This window comes from Paenibacillus sp. FSL E2-0201 (assembly GCF_037963325.1).
Taxonomy (GTDB): Bacteria; Bacillota; Bacilli; order Paenibacillales; family Paenibacillaceae; genus Paenibacillus_AQ.
Window position 1 is genome coordinate 3,138,776 of the sequence record NZ_CP150154.1, and the last position, 16,909, is coordinate 3,155,684.

Annotated in this window: 15 protein-coding genes; 12 read left to right on the top strand and 3 right to left on the bottom strand. The window is 38.8% G+C overall.

From position 1 onward, the window contains the following. The first annotated feature begins 12 nt into the window (after positions 1-12). The 3 genes from NSU15_RS13990 to NSU15_RS14000 are packed head-to-tail and all read left to right on the top strand — an operon-like array spanning position 13 to position 2,105. Positions 13-750, top strand: a complete 738-nt coding sequence (locus NSU15_RS13990) for a DUF5071 domain-containing protein (protein WP_076118375.1) — start codon at positions 13-15, stop codon at positions 748-750. Between the two features lie 36 nt (positions 751-786). After that, a complete protein-coding gene (locus NSU15_RS13995) occupies positions 787-1,680 on the top strand; it encodes a PhzF family phenazine biosynthesis isomerase (protein WP_076118377.1) in 894 nt (297 codons plus the stop codon). Further along, on the top strand, positions 1,671-2,105 hold the full coding sequence (locus NSU15_RS14000) for an NUDIX domain-containing protein (RefSeq protein WP_231574190.1): 435 nt from the start codon (positions 1,671-1,673) through the stop codon (positions 2,103-2,105). Before NSU15_RS13995 ends, NSU15_RS14000 begins: the two co-directional genes overlap by 10 nt. Positions 2,106-2,170: 65 nt before the next feature. On the opposite strand, the gene NSU15_RS14005 is transcribed toward NSU15_RS14000, so the two are convergent. Beyond that, positions 2,171-3,406 carry an MFS transporter gene (locus NSU15_RS14005; protein WP_076118379.1) on the bottom strand — a complete coding sequence of 412 codons (1,236 nt, stop codon included), beginning with the start codon at positions 3,404-3,406 and terminating at the stop codon, positions 2,171-2,173. Positions 3,407-3,562: 156 nt separating this feature from the next. Continuing rightward, a complete protein-coding gene (locus NSU15_RS14010) occupies positions 3,563-4,036 on the bottom strand; it encodes a MarR family transcriptional regulator (protein WP_076118381.1) in 474 nt (157 codons plus the stop codon). Between the two features lie 367 nt (positions 4,037-4,403). Between NSU15_RS14010 and NSU15_RS14015 the strand changes: the two genes are divergently transcribed. From NSU15_RS14015 to NSU15_RS14035, 5 genes are all read left to right on the top strand, one after another. Beyond that, positions 4,404-5,372 carry an ABC transporter permease subunit gene (locus NSU15_RS14015; protein ID WP_060623997.1) on the top strand — a complete coding sequence of 323 codons (969 nt, stop codon included), beginning with the start codon at positions 4,404-4,406 and terminating at the stop codon, positions 5,370-5,372. A 29-nt stretch (positions 5,373-5,401) separates the two neighbouring features. Continuing rightward, positions 5,402-6,298: a carbohydrate ABC transporter permease gene (locus NSU15_RS14020; RefSeq protein ID WP_042127373.1), complete on the top strand. Its 897-nt coding sequence runs from the start codon at positions 5,402-5,404 to the stop codon at positions 6,296-6,298. Positions 6,299-6,370: 72 nt separating this feature from the next. Next, a complete protein-coding gene (locus tag NSU15_RS14025; protein ID WP_339290905.1) occupies positions 6,371-8,056 on the top strand; it encodes an extracellular solute-binding protein in 1,686 nt (561 codons plus the stop codon). 167 nt (positions 8,057-8,223) lie between these two features. Further along, positions 8,224-9,810 (top strand): response regulator, encoded by a 1,587-nt coding sequence (locus NSU15_RS14030; RefSeq protein WP_339290907.1) that lies wholly within the window; start codon positions 8,224-8,226, stop codon positions 9,808-9,810. A gap of 16 nt (positions 9,811-9,826) precedes the next feature. Beyond that, a complete protein-coding gene (locus NSU15_RS14035) occupies positions 9,827-11,575 on the top strand; it encodes a sensor histidine kinase (protein ID WP_339290909.1) in 1,749 nt (582 codons plus the stop codon). Positions 11,576-11,675: 100 nt separating this feature from the next. On the opposite strand, the gene NSU15_RS14040 is transcribed toward NSU15_RS14035, so the two are convergent. Next, positions 11,676-11,882 carry a DUF1657 domain-containing protein gene (locus tag NSU15_RS14040; RefSeq protein ID WP_036678243.1) on the bottom strand — a complete coding sequence of 69 codons (207 nt, stop codon included), beginning with the start codon at positions 11,880-11,882 and terminating at the stop codon, positions 11,676-11,678. Positions 11,883-12,088: 206 nt separating this feature from the next. Between NSU15_RS14040 and NSU15_RS14045 the strand changes: the two genes are divergently transcribed. From NSU15_RS14045 to NSU15_RS14060, 4 genes are all read left to right on the top strand, one after another. Next, a complete protein-coding gene (locus NSU15_RS14045; RefSeq protein ID WP_076118388.1) occupies positions 12,089-12,949 on the top strand; it encodes a DUF421 domain-containing protein in 861 nt (286 codons plus the stop codon). A 153-nt stretch (positions 12,950-13,102) separates the two neighbouring features. Next, the gene (locus NSU15_RS14050; RefSeq protein WP_339290912.1) at positions 13,103-14,545 is read left to right on the top strand and encodes a spore germination protein; all 1,443 of its coding nucleotides are present in this window, start codon (positions 13,103-13,105) and stop codon (positions 14,543-14,545) included. Beyond that, on the top strand, positions 14,542-15,696 hold the full coding sequence (locus NSU15_RS14055; RefSeq protein ID WP_339290914.1) for a Ger(x)C family spore germination protein: 1,155 nt from the start codon (positions 14,542-14,544) through the stop codon (positions 15,694-15,696). The genes NSU15_RS14050 and NSU15_RS14055 overlap by 4 nt, the downstream gene beginning before the upstream one ends. Before the next feature lie 29 nt (positions 15,697-15,725). Then, on the top strand, positions 15,726-16,814 hold the full coding sequence (locus NSU15_RS14060; protein ID WP_339290916.1) for a GerAB/ArcD/ProY family transporter: 1,089 nt from the start codon (positions 15,726-15,728) through the stop codon (positions 16,812-16,814). The last annotated feature ends 95 nt before the right edge of the window (positions 16,815-16,909 follow it).

Here is a 16,909-nt window from a genome sequence, read left to right on the forward strand (position 1 = left end):
AAGGCGGATACAATGGAAAGTATATCAAGTTTAATCAAAAAGTTATCATGGGGCACACCCGAAGAGGAAAAAGAAGATGCAATTAAGAAGCTACAATATATAGAGGAAGAGAATCTTCATTTGTTACTGCAGCCTATTTCAAAAGACTATTGGGATGGAGCGGCTGAAACAGTCGTGCGTTTGGGATATCCACGTGTGAAGAGTGTACTGACAGGTTTACTTGAATGGATACAAGATACTAATTGGCCAGGTGCGGGGCAAATATCAGTTTTTTTACGTGAAATAGGGGATCCGATGATTCCATATGTTAAAAAAGTACTAAATCACCACAGCGATGATCAAGAATGGGTGTACAATATTTTTGAAGAATTAATAAATCATTGGAACACGAAACAAGTGCTACAGATTCAAGAAGAATTAATTAAAATTTCACAGGAAAAAGCTAGTGATCTTACGGCATTAAGAATCCTGTTAACTCATAATGTGTACTCAAAAGAAGGAGTCTGTGAAATCATCCAGCGTAAAAAAGATGGACTTGTATTTGAACTCAAGGAACTTCATGATACTCATCCTGAAATTGATTGTGAAGCACTTAATAAAGGATTCAGTGAAACAATCTTCAAACAACCAAATTTATCTAAAGAGTATCATGAAGACAATATAGACCAGTTTATTATATGTAATGCTATTTCAAACCTCGAAAATAATTTAAGTGAAATAGAGATTTTTACAGCAGAGTGTCTCACTTAATCAGTCTATATGTATTTAAAAAAAGGAGGCTTACCAGTGAACAATGTCAAAGTCCTTCATTATGATGCTTTTTCACCCTATCCGAACAAAGGAAATCCTGCGGGAGTAGTGTTAGATGCGGCTCATTTAAGTGAAAGTGACATGCAATCTATTGCTCACAAGGTCGGCTTTAACGAAACAGTTTTTGTAATCTCATCAGATGTAGCTGATTTAAGACTTAAGTATTTTACGCCAGGCCATGAGATCGATCTTTGTGGACATGCTACAATGGCATCTTTATTTGCTTTGAAAACAAAGGGGATTCTTGGAGAGGTTAGCTCGGTAAATATTGAAACAAATGTAGGAGTGCTACCCATTCGATTTAGCTTCGATAATAACAACCAATTAATGATAAAAATGAAGCAAGATCATCCGAAGTTTATTGAATTTAACGGTGATAGAGCCGAGCTTGCGCACGCCATAGGTTTAACCCTTGATGAGGTAGAAGAGGATCTGCCTATTGTGTATGGTTGTACAGGTGCTTGGACGCTATTAGTCCCTGTTAAGAATAAAGAAAGTTTTAATAAAATGAAACCGATAAACCGGTTGTTTCCAGATATTTTAACGCAGCTTCCAAAAGCATCGGTGCACCCATTCGCAATTCTAAATGATAATCCGCACGCACTCATGCACGCTAGACATTTCTCATCGCCTTATTCGGGAACCGTTGAAGATCCAGTAACAGGTACAGCGTCAGGTGTGATGGGGGCCTATTATTTGAATTATATTGATACGCATCTGGATTCGATTCAATTTAATGTAGAACAAGGGCATGAGATTGGTAGAGATGGAAAAGTGAGTGTTGTCGTATATCGAAATGAATCCGGTGAAATGGATGTATTTATTTCTGGAACCGCAGTGTTTGTTAAGGAGTTTGACATATGGAGCTGATAAAACATACTCATCTTGGAGTATATGGTGTCTTAGTTATTAACGATAGAGTATTACTAATTAAGAAAGCAAGAGGCCCTCATACGGGGAAGTGGGACTTTCCGGGTGGATCTATTGAGTTTGGAGAGGAACCGTATGAGACTCTTAAGAGGGAGTTTTGGGAAGAGACAGGAATTACAAGTTTAAAAGGGGAACTTCAAGATTCAATTTCCTATACTTTAATTTATCCATACAGTGATACTCAGCTAGAAGAATTACACCATATAGGGATCATATATGAAGTGGAATTACTAGATTTGAATTATGAACTAAAGACTGATGGGGATGAACAAGACTCTCTAGGCGCCCAGTGGATAGACATTGAACAATTAAACACCCTAGAATTAACACCTTTCGTTAAAAAAATACTGTTGGGTTCTTATTAATAATAGGGTTTCAGAACTTGTCACTAAGTTCTGAAACCCTATTATTTGTTCTTAAGACCACCTGCTTACAGATTTACAAGCGTCCTCTTATTCAATACTGATATAGCTGCTGCAATAAGGATCATACCCATAAAAGCGGGTGCGGCGTGACCAAGTGACACATAAATTTGTCCTCCAATGATAGGCCCAATCATTCTAGCTAAAGCCTGGATAGATTGGCTACCTCCCTGAATCCTTCCTTGTTCACTAGAATCGACAGACTTGGAGAGCATCCCATTGAAGGAAGGCCCAAAAATCGAATCACCAAAACCGAATATAAACATTCCAGCGATAAAAAGAGGATAGAATGAGAACAAAGCGGATGCTGCAATAAGACTGTAGCCTATAATCTCCGAAAACATTCCAAGAGTTGCTATCTGTTTATCACTAAGTTTCCTCAAAAGCTTTGGCATTATGAAACCTTGTGAAATGATGTCTTGAAGGCCCATTATTGAAAACATAAGTCCGATTAGTGCAGGCTTCCAACTGAAAGTATCCATAGTGAATTGTGAAAAAACTGCCTGCAAAGATCCGTTAGGTATCCAAAGTAAGAACGCAGAGACAAGTAGCCTATTTAAGTTTTTCATAGAAAGTAAGTTCGCAAGCTGTGAAAATGGATTCAGTCTTACAAAGGTAATCTCTTTCAGTCTATTCTTCTTATCAAGGCTCTCAGGCATAAAAAAGAATCCATAAACAACGTTCAATAAAGTTATTATTGCTCCAAAATACAAGGGTACAGAATAACCAAACTTAGCAAGTAATCCGCCTATAGTTGGGCCGATGACGGTGCCTACACCTACAACCGCACTCACCCATCCGAAGTATTTGGTTCTCTGTTCTGAAGGAATAATGTCTGCAAAATATGCGAAGATCGTGCTTATACTCCCGCCTGTTATACCTTCGATTATGCGTCCAGCAAAAAGTACCCATAGAGCACCTCCAATACCAAAAACGAAATACCCGATTGCGGAACCCAAGAGGCAAACTAAGAGCAATGGACGACGCCCATATTTGTCGCTCAAAGCTCCAAGTATGGGGGCTGCAAAAAACACGCAGACTGCATAAACAGAGGTCAGCAGCGTAACAATTATAGCTTGTTCTCCCGGATTGCTCGTATAAGGCTGCACTAAGAATGGGACGACAGGCATTATGATACTGAAGCCGATTCCGCAAAGAAACACAGAGATAAGACCGAATATTAAAGCGTGTTTATCTATGGATTGTTCTGTGTTCTGTTCATTGTGTGATTTAAATAAGGACATATAAATTCGCTCCTCAAACGTTTTAATTTTGATTCCTAGGAAACATATTCATCTTAATGAAATTATGTTTCCTTGTCAACAAAATAATAACAATAAAAATGCAGCTCGTTCTCAATAGAGCCCGGCTGCCTGTAATTTCATATTCATTATTTATATTTATTCCGACTTAATATCTATCCCTATTTTCTTTATTTCTTTATCCAAATGCCTATTATACTTCTCGACGAAACTAAGCATACTTTCAAATTGTTCCTCGGTTATTTGCTCAAATACAGCTTTATCCCGCTCTTGAAACTCTTTGTGCAGATCCTCATGGATTTTATAAATTACTTTTCCTTGCTCAGTAAGCCTAAAATAGATTTCTTTCTTGTTATCCGACTTCTGGTAGCTTTCGATAAGGCCTTTTTCTATGAGCTTCTTAGTTAATTTACTGATGGCACCGCGAGTCATATAAAAGGACTCCGCAAGTTTTGTCACGTTGGAATCTACATTTTTTTCAATGTATTCAATACAATGTACTTCGGAAGATGTATACCCCTTAAGACTTTCTTCCATCTTATCTTTATTAAGCCAAACGATCTTATTATATAGGTCCCTGACACCCATTAGGATCTGTTCTTCCTTGTTCATGACCTATCCTCCTACCCGTAAGTGCATTAGCAATATTATATTAAATTTTTGTTTCTGTTTCAACAATATTAAAGATGAGTAAACATTCTACTGATTGCAGAATTCAAGGTATAATTCGATTGCTAAACGATGAAAAGCGCTGGTGATTTCCAATAAAAGTAATATCGGACGAGCAATTACAAGACAGTGTCAAAGTATCAATAATAGTTGTTTTGTCATATACCTTTGAAAGCGCTTAGATATTAAGATTGGTTCATAAGGTCGCAGATCAACGGAAGGAGAGTAGAGGAGAACCAAGGCTGCAAAAAGAGAGAAGGCCATGCAAGCTGATTTAATTATAAGAATCTAGGTTTAGGAGGACTTACATATGGCGAACGCAAGCGTCGCACCAGACAAGACATCAAGACCGAATCTGGGCAAGCATCGGACCAGCGGGATAAGACGCTTTTTTAAGCAAATAGATCTACAGCTTATGGTATTGCCGGCACTCGTTCTAGTTTTTATTTTTGCTTATATCCCCATGTACGGTATTCTAATCGCTTTTCAAGATTACAAGTTAGGTAATAGTTTTATTAGCAGTGATTGGGTTGGATTAAAGCATTTTATTTACTTCTTTAATGCTCCTGAATTTGAAGTGGTTATGAAAAATACAATCATAATCAGCTTACTGAAGTTCTGTTTTGGATTTCCTGCACCGATTATTTTGGCGTTAATGCTGAACGAAGTTCGTAAAATGTTCTTTAAACGGGTTATTCAGACCGTTACATACTTGCCTCACTTTTTATCTTGGGTGGTTATCGGCTCAATGGTTACATCGATGCTATCCGTAGATAACGGCAGTATAAATATGCTGCTTGAGAAATTGAGATTTATTGATGAACCGATTAACTTCCTTTCCATGACTGAATATTTCTGGGGTATTTTAGTTACAACCAATGTATGGAAGGAAATTGGGTTTGCATCGATCGTCTACTTAGCTGCCATTGCTGGTATTGACCCGCACTTATACGAAGCTGCTTCAATGGATGGTGCGAGTCGCTTTAAACAGATATATTTGATTACGTTGCCTTCCATTATGCCAGTTGTAATTATCTTTATGATTCTGGCAATTGGTAATCTGGTGAATGCAGGATTTGAAGATATTTTGATCCTTGCTTCCAATCCGGCTCTACGAGAAGTATCAGATTCAGTTGATGTATATGTTGTACGTGTCGGTATAGATAACTTCAGGTACTCCTATGCGACTGCTATCGGATTGTTCAAGGCCGTTATCAGTGTGACATTACTTACCTTTGCAAATTTCATTGCCAGAAAAGCAGGAAACAGCTTGTGGTAATGAATTACACAATATAGGGGGACTGAATTATGAAACGTACTAACATAGGAGACCGATTATTTATTGGATTCATATATGTATTCTTAACCTTACTGGCATTCTCCGCGTTTTATCCATTTTGGAATTCACTTGTAATTTCTTTTAATGAGGGGATGGATACTTCCAAAGGCGGAATTACTTTCTGGGTCCGTGAGTTCACGCTTGAGAATTATAAGATTGTATTTGAAGATTCTCGTTTAATGGGTGGATTCGTCATTGCTACATTACGAACGGTAATTGGCACAGTAACAGCGATATTGGCCACTTCGATATTTGCTTATGGAATGTCGAAGCGTGAACTGATGGGTCGCAAATACTACATGATTATGTGTATCATTACAATGTATTTCGGTGGGGGACTCATTCCGTCATACATGCTTATCAGAAGTTTAGGCCTCTTCAACTCATTTTGGGTGTTTATTATTCCTGCACTTGTCAGCGTATGGAATATGATCATATTCCGGACCTTCTTCCAAGGTCTTCCGCAAGGTTTAGAGGAGTCAGCAAAGATTGATGGCTGTGGATACTGGGGAACTTTTCTCCGCATCGTACTTCCGCTGTCGGGACCTGTTATCGCAACATTATCTTTGTTCACAGCAGTCAATCACTGGAATGAGTGGTTCGTAGCGAGTATTTATATTACGAAAGAAGAGTTAATGCCGATTCAGACCATCTTGAGACAGATATTGTTCTCTAATATTGCTTCAGAACAGCTGTCTAATGTAGATGCAAGTTCCATTGCTCATATTAACTCAGCCAAGAAAATAACGTCGAAGTCATTAACGATGGCTACGATCATGGTTGCAACTATTCCGATTGTATGTGTGTACCCATTCCTACAAAGGTTCTTCGTTAAAGGTGTCTTAGTGGGATCATTGAAAGAGTAGGATGATAGAATGAGATGGGGTTTAGAGCGTATTGCTTTGAACATAGATTACAAATTGAAAGGGGAAAATACATTGAAGACTAAGAGAAAGATGCTTCTCGGAACGTTGTCTACCTTGCTATTATCGACTGTGGTGGCGGGTTGTAGTGGCAACAATTCAAGCGCTCCAGCTGCAACTGCTGAACCAGCGAAAGAAGGAGGAACAGCGGTTAACACAGCAACTGAAGCTCCAGCGGCTGATTTGTATGAGTTAGGGAAAGAACCGCTTGAAGTATCCTTCTACGGAAACTACGGCTGGTATCAAATGCCGAAATGGGGCAAGGATGCCGCTTCTAAATGGATTTTAGATAATTTGAAAATCAATGTCACTGGTATTAGCTCCGGTGGTAATAATGCTCAAAAACTGCAAACAATGATCGTGGGTAACGAGCTGCCGGATATTGTGTGGACTGAGAAAGGTGCTGACGTAGAACGTCTTCGTCAAGCAGATATGCTAGTTCCTTTGGATGAATACATTGATAAATATCCAAACTTTAAAAAATACTTAACAGCTGGACATTTGGAATTGCTTCGTTCTCCTGATGGAAAAATCTATCAGCTGCCGAATTATTATACAACACAGCCTAACGGAAATGCCGGTTATGCGATCAATAAGAAAATTTACAAAGAACTCGGTTCTCCTAAGCTAGAGACTACGGATGATTTGTATGCTTACTTAAATGCTGTTAAAGCGAAGTTCCCAGATGTTATTCCGTTTGAGACTGGCTTAGCGAAAGATGGTAACGGTATTGACCAGTTGTTCTCCTCGTTTAAAGAGAATAACCTTTCGTATACTAGAATATACGCTGTACCTGATGGCGACAAAATGGCTTCAATTTACAAAGATGAAGGGTTCCGTGAGTCCGTTGTCTTTGGTGCTAAATTAATGCGTGAGAAGCTTATGACACAGGATGCGAATACCCAAACAGAAGACCAAATTAGAGAGAAAGCGATGAATGGCAAGTTCGCTGTGATTGCGACATTCGATCCGATGAAGTTGCTCGCTACTGCTGATGAAGAGATGAAGAAGAAAAATCCGGAAGATGGTTACATGTTTATTAAACCAATCTACAAACCGGGCTTGGATCAAAGTAAGATTACTCCGGGAACGTACAATCAGTTAGGCTGGAACGTGGCTACAATCACTAAAAATGCTAAAAATCCAGAAGCTGTATTCGCAATGCTTGATTGGATGACAGGTGCAGAAGGTTCTATGGTTCTGAACTGGGGCCCTCCAGGACCAGACGCTTACTGGGATGGCTTTGAAGCAGATGGACTTACTCCTAAATTTAATAAAGATAAATATCTAAATGAGCCAGAAGCATTATCTGAAATTAGCGGTAAGGCTGGTGACTTGGTTTGGGTAGGAAACACAGTTTTCTTGGATAATACGAAGAAAATGATGTTGCAAACCCTTCCAGCTGATAAAATCGACTTTAGTAACCGTTGGCAGATGGAAGTAACGTGGGCTTCACAAGGCGACTTTACGGAGTTCCTAAATTGGGATCCGGCTCCCGACAGTGAAGAAGGTATTATCAGACAAAGTGTCAGAGATATCTGGTTAACTGCTAGAGCGAAATCAATGTATGCGAAAACTGATGCAGAAGCATTAGCAATTCTCGATAAAGCGCACGATGATTCCATGAAGGTTGGTTATGAGAAATTCCTTGATTATGTTACAAAAGTATGGACAGAAAACAAAAAGGCTTTAGGAAAATAATAATTTGTAATTCGAAGGTTTGCTACTTACTAGCAAGCCTTCGTTTTACGTTCTATTTTTAGGACTCATTTTTTAAAAGCTGTTTGACAAATGAATGGTATACTGGGAAATAGTAATGGTAGAATTTACAGGGATAGATTTAATGCGTTTCAAAGGGGGACTTGTTGATGTACAACGTATTATTAGTAGACGATGAGATGCTTGATCTAGAAGGTATGAGACAATTTATTCCTTGGAATGAGCTTGGTATGGAAGTTGTGGAGACAGCAAATAACGCGTTTACCGCGTGCGATATTTTAGATCAGCATGTTATTGATATTATTGTTAGTGATGTAAATATGCCGAATATGTCGGGTCTAGAGCTGGCTCGAATTGCCATAGAGAAAAAAAAGGATATACGCGTGATATTTGTAAGCGGTTACCAGGATTTCAGTTATGTGAAGCAAGCGCTGTCGTTGAAGGCGTATAGCTACGTCCTAAAACCAATGGATGACAATGAACTCATTGCTGCACTTCAGAAAGTAAGGCAGGATTTAGACGATGAACGTAAACGCCGTGACGTTGAAGAAGCCTATCAGCATATGATTCCAATGGCCAAAAATGATTTGTTGATACGTTTGTTTGAAGGAGAATGGGAGGGGGAGGGGGGGAGTCAGCCCGGAATGTTGTCGCTTGTGAAGTCATACGGTCTGGATAAGCTGAATTGGCCTGTTCGTGTAGCTGTTTTGGAGCTTGATTATTTTAACTGGCTTCAAGGACAGGATAATCTATCGAAACATCAAATGGCCAAGGACTTCCTTTATGAAGTGAATAGAATAGGTCAGATGCATGGCATGCCCCATTGCTACAAGGTATCGTCCTATCGGATTGCGTTATTGATTAACGAACAGGAAATGGAAAATTTCACTGAGGATATTTACGCTTCGATTCGCGCGAAGTTTCCGGTCACAATGACCGTGGGTATAGGGAAACCAACATTTTCGATGGAACAGGTACACATATCCTATCGACAAGCTATGGAAGCCGTGGACGGAAAAATGTTCATAGGCAAAGGTAATCTTATTATATATGAAACTGTTAGCAGCGAACCTGGGATGATCGACGCTCGTATGTTAGATACCCGCATGGATACGCTGTTTAAAGCGATGAAAGAGTATGAGTTAGTTCTTATTTATGATGAGATCGACAAGCTGTTCCGTTCTGTAAGTAGTTTAAGATCCAAATTCACGATTCATAATCTGGCGATGTATATCATTTGGAAGCTAGATCAGCAGTTGAAGGATGTTAGTGAGGATTTATTTGAAATTTTAGGTATGGAGATACATAGTTTAGATGTTCTACATCAATTCGATACAATTAGTGATATTCGCTCTTGGCTTGTACTCAAAACATTTGAGATCTCAGAGTATCTGCGTAGTAAATCAGATTCTGTGAACCATAAACTCATTAGAGAAATTATCCAAATGATGCAGGACAGAATGAGTGATAACTTTACGCTTAAAGATATTGCGCAGCAGTTCTCTTTCTCTCCTAACTATTTGGGATATTTATTCAAAGAGGAAACTGGAAAAACATTCAGTGAAGTACTCACTCAGCTTCGAATGGATCAAGCAGGCAAGCTTTTGAAAGATCCGACATGCAAAATCTATGAAATCGCGAGCAAGGTAGGCTATCGTTATCTCCCTTATTTCAGCAGACAGTTCAAAGAGGCTTATGGTATGACACCTATGGAGTATCGTAAGCGCGACAAGTGATGGGGGATGATGTTCTATGAAAAAGCAAAGAAGACATAAGTATGTGCCAATTGGGTATAAGTTAATGCTGACCTATATGTTTTTTATTATTATCCCTGTATCACTGATCGGGTTCGTCTCTCATTCCATGTATAATGATTCATTACGCGAACATATCAATACGAATATTAAAGGAACGTTATTGCAGATTCGTGACAATATTGATTATAAAATGGATGAAGTTACTCGAATATCGACGCAATTATACAGTGATTTTGATTTCTATCGGAATCTTCGGAGTTATGAGGAAGGCTGGGAAAATTACGATCGGATGTCTAAGAAGGTACTGCCGAAGCTTGATGTAGCTATTCAATCTACAGGTGTGAAGATTGGTATGTCGCTATTCTTGAAGAATGAGTCGATCCCTGAGATCTATTCGAATTCACTTGAGGGCTATCTGGATAATAGTAGCTTTTATCATCTATACCACATGAAACGGATTGAAGGGAAGTCGTGGTATTATGATTTTCCAACTGAAAAATACGCTGAAACTATGAAATGGTGGCAGATTGAGAGCGATGTAGAGAATAATCGCATCTCGTTACTCCGTAGATTAATTGATACATACGAACCTCTTAAGCCAAAGGAGATAGGCTTCCTGCGGATTAATGTAAGGATTCCAGATCTATTTGACAGTGTGAATTATACGAAGATAGGAAAAGGTAGTAATCTAATTATAAAGAATGAGTTTGGAAAAACGATGTATCAATCGGGTGAACTACCGGAGAACTATACCAATGAAGCCGAGCTAAATAAAGATTACCTGACGATTAAAGAAACGATTATGGTTGCTAACCAAGAGTGGCAATTAATTGCGCTGGTTCCGATTGCGATCCTTGAAAAGGATGCAGTGAAGGTACGTCTCTTTATTATTTTAATGTGTCTCATATGTTGTGTGGTCTTTAGTTTCGTGGGCATATTTATATCCCGGTTTTTTTCGATCCGGATTAATAAGTTCGTATATGTTCTTAATGCCTATCGGGAAGGTGATCTTCATAAGCGTATTAAATATCGAGGCAAGGATGAATTCTCTCAGATAGCAACAGCGCTGAATGATATGGGTGAGAATATCGATATGTTGATTAAAGAAGTATATTTGACACAGCTCCAGAAGAAGGAAGCAGAGCTTGAAATCCTGCAATCGCAAATCAATCCACACTTCTTGTATAATACTTTGTCATCTATTATTCAATTAGCCAAGTTTGGTCAAAATGAGAAGCTGCAGCAGATGGTACTGGAGTTAGCGAAGTTTTATCGCCTAACACTGAATGAAGGTCGTACGATGATTCCGGTTCCAACTGAAATTGAGCAGGCAAATGCATATTTAGAAATTCAGAAAATTAAATACGGTGACCGCTTGGAGGTTATGTTTGATTTTGATACAGAGATTTGGCCTTATGAGACCATTAAACTGATTCTACAACCCTTTATCGAGAACGTGCTGAAGCACGCTTGGTGTGGCGATCACATTCATTTACGCATTGTTGGCCGTAAGGAAGGCGATAATATTTTGTTCCGTATCATTGATGATGGTATAGGAATCAGACAAGAACGTATTGATCAAATCTTCGATTCGAAAGGTCATACGAACACAGGTTATGGCGTCCGTAATGTGGATCAACGTATTAAATTACAATATGGCCCTGAGTATGGCGTAACTATTTTTAGTCGTGTTGGAATTGGCACTTCGGTTCAGATCCTGATTCCTGCCAAAAAAAGAAAGTAAGCGGTATTGGAGTTATGTTGTAGAAATGAATGATGTAGAAAAGGGGTCTTAAGGCTAGTTATTACTAGTCTTAAGACCCCTTTGATTGTTCAAGTGAAAGCTAGAAGCCTTTGTATTGAGGTTCCTCAGACTCTAATTCGGTTACCCGATTTTCAACCTGTGTTACGATTTGTTGTGTTTGCTCAGCTGCATTAGTGAATAAAGTTTTTGCACTTTCATTTTGTGTTTCAAGTGCAAATTGTTCCAAGCTCGCTTGAGCGCCTTTTAAAGAAGATAAACATGTTTTTACTTGTGAGGCTACTGTCATTAGGTTTCTCTCCTCTATTTTGAATTTTTAGCATGACGTTTCCTATTGTTCTCAACCTTCACTTTAGTTATGCAGGAAAAAAATAGAAGCGTTTCACGGCAACCGATTTTCCATAAATAAGTAGTGTGATTTCGGATTGAATGAACCTTTTTTAACAAATAATGAGTGTTAATAAACAAAGGCTCATCAAAAGGAGGAAATTTAAGATGCCGGAATGGCTGGAGGTTATAGTACGAACCCTCTTTGCTGTGGTTGTGCTTTTCTTATTAACTAAGTTATTGGGGAAGAGACAAGTATCGCAGCTTTCGTTCTTCGAGTATATTACGGGGATAACCGTCGGTAGCTTAGCTGCCTATATTTCTTTGGATACGGACAAGCATTGGCATCTAGGACTCATTGCACTGATTGTATGGGTCGCTTGTTCTTTAGGGGTTGAATATCTTCAGATGAAGAGTAAAAAAGCAAGAGACTTCATTGATTTTAAGTCCACCGTACTTATTAAGGACGGAAAAATACTCGAAGATCATATGAAAAAGGAACGCTTAACAACAGATGAATTATTGGAAGAGCTACGTAAAAAGGATGTATTCAATATATCTGAAGTGGAATTTGCGATTATGGAATCTGATGGAGCCATTAATGTTCTGCTTAAGAGAGAGAATCAGCCGCTTACACCCAAACATCTCGGTATTAAAGTTGCTCCAGAAAAAGAGCCACAAGCCGTCATTATGGATGGGAAAGTACTTGATAAACCTTTGGATACTTTAAATCTGACTCGCAGCTGGCTTGATGGAGCTCTAGAGAAAATGGGTCTAACTGTTGAGAATGTATTTCTAGGTCAGGTTGATTCTTATGGTGAGTTGACGGTCGATTTGTACGCCGACAACTTTAAAGTCCCACAGCCACAAGATAAACCACAATTATATGCTTTGCTCAAAAAATGTGAAGCAGATCTGGAAATGTTCAGTTTGTCGACAGAAAATGAAAAAGCTAAAAAAATGTATGAACAATGTGCAGAGCAATTGCAAGCATCTTTGAAAGTTTTAAAGCCTTTAATCCAAAGTTGATGGGATACAACCTCATACAAAAAACAAGAAAGAATCGGTTTTTGCACCGGTTCTTTTTTTCGTATACAGCTTAATGGAGTAGGTAGTATAAACCTCGTATACAATTGGCAAACTAAGCCAGATTCGAAAGTCACAATTCAGGAGGTATAGCCCATGTCAGGAATTTTAGAAACCATTAAGGAACAACTGGAAGGATGTAGTGATGCGGTATATCAGTCGATTTCCGTTCATGGGCATTCCTGTCTTCTGATCTATATCCCCTCCATCATCGATTCTAAGACACTTCATGAAAGTATTGCTTTGCCACTAAAAAAAGAAGCAGAAGCAAAGCTGGAATGGCCGAAATTTTTAGAACGGTTAGATCAAGGAATTGTTTTTCCTATCCAATATCTCAAGGCATTTGATGTACAAAAGATTGTAGATCTGATCGTTGCCGGAAAAGTAGTGCTTTGTATAGAGGATCTTCCTTATGTTTATTATTTTGAAATTACTCAATATCAAAAAAGATCAGTGACCGAATCACAAAACGAACTTGTAGTGATTGGTCCCCAAGAGGCTTTCATTGAAGATATTGAAACGAATCTCTCTTTGATTCGACATAAAATTAAACATCCGGATCTAAAGACCATTCATTATTCAATTGGCAAATATACAAAAACTGATGTGTATGTGGTCTATATTGAAGGCCTTTACAAAAAAGAAGTTCTAGCTGAGATTAAACAGAAACTAGATGAAATAGATATTGATGGGATACTAGGCATTAGTTATATATCGGAACAATTGAGGAAGGGGAACTTCACACCATTTCCAGTATTTCAATATACAGAACGCCCTGACTCGGTGGCGGCTTCTTTAATGGAAGGCCGGATCGGAATATTACAAGATGGCACACCTACTGCAATGCTTGCTCCGACATCCTTTTTTACAATGCTCCAGTCCTCTGAGGATTATTACCAAAGCTTTTATGCAGCAAGTTGGATTCGAATAGTCCGATTTGTATTTTCAATTATATCCATGATTCTTCCATCGCTTTATGTTGCAATCACAACTTTTCATCCTCAGATTATTCCATCTAATCTGCTGATAACAATAGCCTCTGCGAGAGAGAATATCCCTTTCTCAGCGCTGACAGAAGCTCTGATTATGGAACTTACCTTTGAAGCCCTTAGAGAAGCTGGTACGCGAATACCAAAGCCTGTGGGACAGACAGTATCTATTATTGGGGGTATAGTAATCGGTCAAGCCGCTGTACAAGCAGGAATTGTATCTGCTCCAATGGTCATTGTCGTTTCCATTACTGGAATTTCCACCTACATCATTCCCCATTATGAGCTAGGCTTGACTTTTCGATTACTTCGCTTCCTCTTACTGATTATGGGTGGAATAATGGGGTTGCTCGGGGTTTATATTACAGCTTTCTTGATTTACGGACATCTAGCTAATCTGAGACCTTTAGGTGCTCCATATTTGCAACCCGTTGCTCCACTGGTGTTACGAGACTGGAAGGATGCATTAGCTCGCTTTCCCTCAAATTTTATGACGAAACGCAGCAACCTCTATACAGATAGGAATAAAAGGAGACAGAAAGAGAAATGAGAATCCTGAAGATAGGAGTTATTGCAATCTTGCTCCTAAATATAACAGGTTGTTGGTCATCGAAGGTAGAACTGGATGAACTGACATTTGTATATGGAATGTTTATCGATGAAGGCAAAGAACCAAATACTGTTGAAATTACGATTAACTCACCCTTGCCCAATCGTCTTAACGCGGGAGGACAACCATCAAATGGCGGTGGAGGAGATGGTAATACTTATTCGACCGTTTCTAACACAGCAGGATCGATTGCAGATGCCATGCTGTTAATTCAAAAAGACTTAACACGTCAACTAAGTCTTTCTCAACTGAAAGTTATTGTCTTAGGGAAAACCTATGCTGAACAAGGAATCAGCGAATTATTCCTATGGATTGAAAGAGAACCAAGTCTGCCTTTAGGTGCGTATGTTATGGCTAGCCCCACAAGTGCAAAAGAGATGAATACTTTAACACCTATTTACGAGCAATTGCCTTCGGATGTACTAAGAAACTTTGGATCAGAGAGGTATTTGTTTTCAACTACGATTAAAGATTGCCTGTTTGCAGAGGCATCAGGTGTAGGATTTGCAATAAACAATCTTTCATTTGGTAAAAAAGAAGAAACGTCGAAAGAGGGAAAGCCGGAGTACTGGGCAGGAATTCAAGGGGCAATGCTGTTTCATAGAGATAAAATGAAAGGAACACTTAAGCTTAAAGAGGGAAGGGCATTAGCTTGGGCGGTAGGTAGTCTTAAGCTGGCAGTTTACACCGTCGAATGGGATGAGGGGAAAAGTGCCGCAAGTGTTGTATTTGTAAGCACAAAAGCATCAAAGAAGCTAAAACATACAGATAATGGACCGGTGTTCACTGTGAATTTAAAAGGGAAAGCTAGTGTGATTTATTTAAGGGATCCAAAAAATAGGGATGCAGAGGAACTCGGTCAAATTATCATTGCGAAGCTTAAAGAAAAAGTCTCTGATAATCTTGCCGAAGCCATTCGTAATACTCAAAAATCAGGTGCTGATGTTTTGCAACTCGGCTTGTTATTGGAATGGAATGATCCAAAGCAATGGAAGCAGCTTAGTAAGAGGTGGGAGAATTATTATGCCCATGAGGCTGATATTAAGGTGAAGACAGATTTTAGTATTGTAGATTTTGGAACGGCAAAATAGCAAAATAAAGAAATTTAGAGGGAGAAGTTATGCAAACATCAAAATGGCAGCTGTTCCGTTTTTTTATTATATTCTTCAGCTCCCAAACCACTATATTTTTGATTCCGACTCTAATTGCTACTTCATCCTATCAAGGGTGGATTGCATTATTAGTGGGGTCTTTATTAGGGTTGATATTATTGTGGTTTACTTTCCACGTCGGTATGCTGCGGCCTAATCAAGCATGGGTAAGCTTTGGAAAAGATATCTTAGGTAAATGGCCGCACAAGTTCATGCTTCTTTTGCTCTTAAGCTGGTGTGTTTATTATGCATCCTATGATATTGAGAACTTTGTACTGTTCTTTGGTTCAAATTATTTGAGAGGAACTCCGCCTCTGTTTATTCAGTGTATCATTGGGTTAGTGATTATGTATACGGCCAGTTTAGGCTTTAAAACGATAGCTTATATGGCAGATGGACTTTTTCTTATTTTTTTCATAACAATGATCATTTTATTTAATTTATTTCTCCCGAATGCGGACTTCAATATGCTGCCAGCCTTTATTCATTATCACGATCCCGGGATTGCTTTAAAGGACTCTATTGTAGTCATGTCATGGTTTGGAGAATGGATCGTCCTCTTGTTTGTTGTACCCGATCTGAAGCTTGAAGCGAAGATGCTGAAAAGATTAGTACTTACAGGGATTTTTGTATTAGTAACTGTCTTAATTGGTTGGGCGTTGACGATGATGAGTTTTGGTCCACATTTGGGGAAGGAACTGCAATATCCTTTCCTTGAATTGGTGCGTAGCGCCAAACAAGATAATCTGCTAGGTAATTCAGATCCGCTCTTAATTGGAATATGGTCGTCTTCTATGTTCATTCACAGCTCATTTCTTATCTACGTAGCCTCCAGATGTGTATCCAGCTTGCTGAATACCAAAACTAAAAAGATATATATTCCTTTATTAACAACAGCTTCAATTACGATAGCTTTTTTGTACTCACGACATATAGGCAGTTATTATAAACACTATAATAGCTATGCTATTGTTATCATTTGGCTAATCGTTGAAAGCATCCCGGTCTATTACACCATAACAGCTTTCTTTCGATTTCGGAATAAAACTGCGAAGTGAATGAAATTAGGAAGGGAAATCTAGGTTCTGTCTTTTAATGGACAGGGCCTTTTCTTGTGAATTATATATTGGATACACTTTCTGTTATGATGAAA

Excerpts from the sequence above, each read along its gene's own strand:
- NSU15_RS13990 (WP_076118375.1), top strand. The coding sequence starts at position 13 with ATGGAAAGTATATCAAGTTTAATCAAAAAGTTATCATGGGGCACACCC.
- NSU15_RS14000 (WP_231574190.1), top strand. The coding sequence starts at position 1,671 with ATGGAGCTGATAAAACATACTCATCTTGGAGTATATGGTGTCTTAGTT.
- NSU15_RS14005 (WP_076118379.1), bottom strand. The coding sequence starts at position 3,406 with ATGTCCTTATTTAAATCACACAATGAACAGAACACAGAACAATCCATA.
- NSU15_RS14010 (WP_076118381.1), bottom strand. The coding sequence starts at position 4,036 with ATGAACAAGGAAGAACAGATCCTAATGGGTGTCAGGGACCTATATAAT.
- NSU15_RS14015 (WP_060623997.1), top strand. The coding sequence starts at position 4,404 with ATGGCGAACGCAAGCGTCGCACCAGACAAGACATCAAGACCGAATCTG.
- NSU15_RS14020 (WP_042127373.1), top strand. The coding sequence starts at position 5,402 with ATGAAACGTACTAACATAGGAGACCGATTATTTATTGGATTCATATAT.
- NSU15_RS14030 (WP_339290907.1), top strand. The coding sequence starts at position 8,224 with ATGTACAACGTATTATTAGTAGACGATGAGATGCTTGATCTAGAAGGT.
- NSU15_RS14035 (WP_339290909.1), top strand. The coding sequence starts at position 9,827 with ATGAAAAAGCAAAGAAGACATAAGTATGTGCCAATTGGGTATAAGTTA.
- NSU15_RS14040 (WP_036678243.1), bottom strand. The coding sequence starts at position 11,882 with ATGACAGTAGCCTCACAAGTAAAAACATGTTTATCTTCTTTAAAAGGC.
- NSU15_RS14045 (WP_076118388.1), top strand. The coding sequence starts at position 12,089 with ATGCCGGAATGGCTGGAGGTTATAGTACGAACCCTCTTTGCTGTGGTT.
- NSU15_RS14050 (WP_339290912.1), top strand. The coding sequence starts at position 13,103 with ATGTCAGGAATTTTAGAAACCATTAAGGAACAACTGGAAGGATGTAGT.
- NSU15_RS14055 (WP_339290914.1), top strand. The coding sequence starts at position 14,542 with ATGAGAATCCTGAAGATAGGAGTTATTGCAATCTTGCTCCTAAATATA.
- NSU15_RS14060 (WP_339290916.1), top strand. The coding sequence starts at position 15,726 with ATGCAAACATCAAAATGGCAGCTGTTCCGTTTTTTTATTATATTCTTC.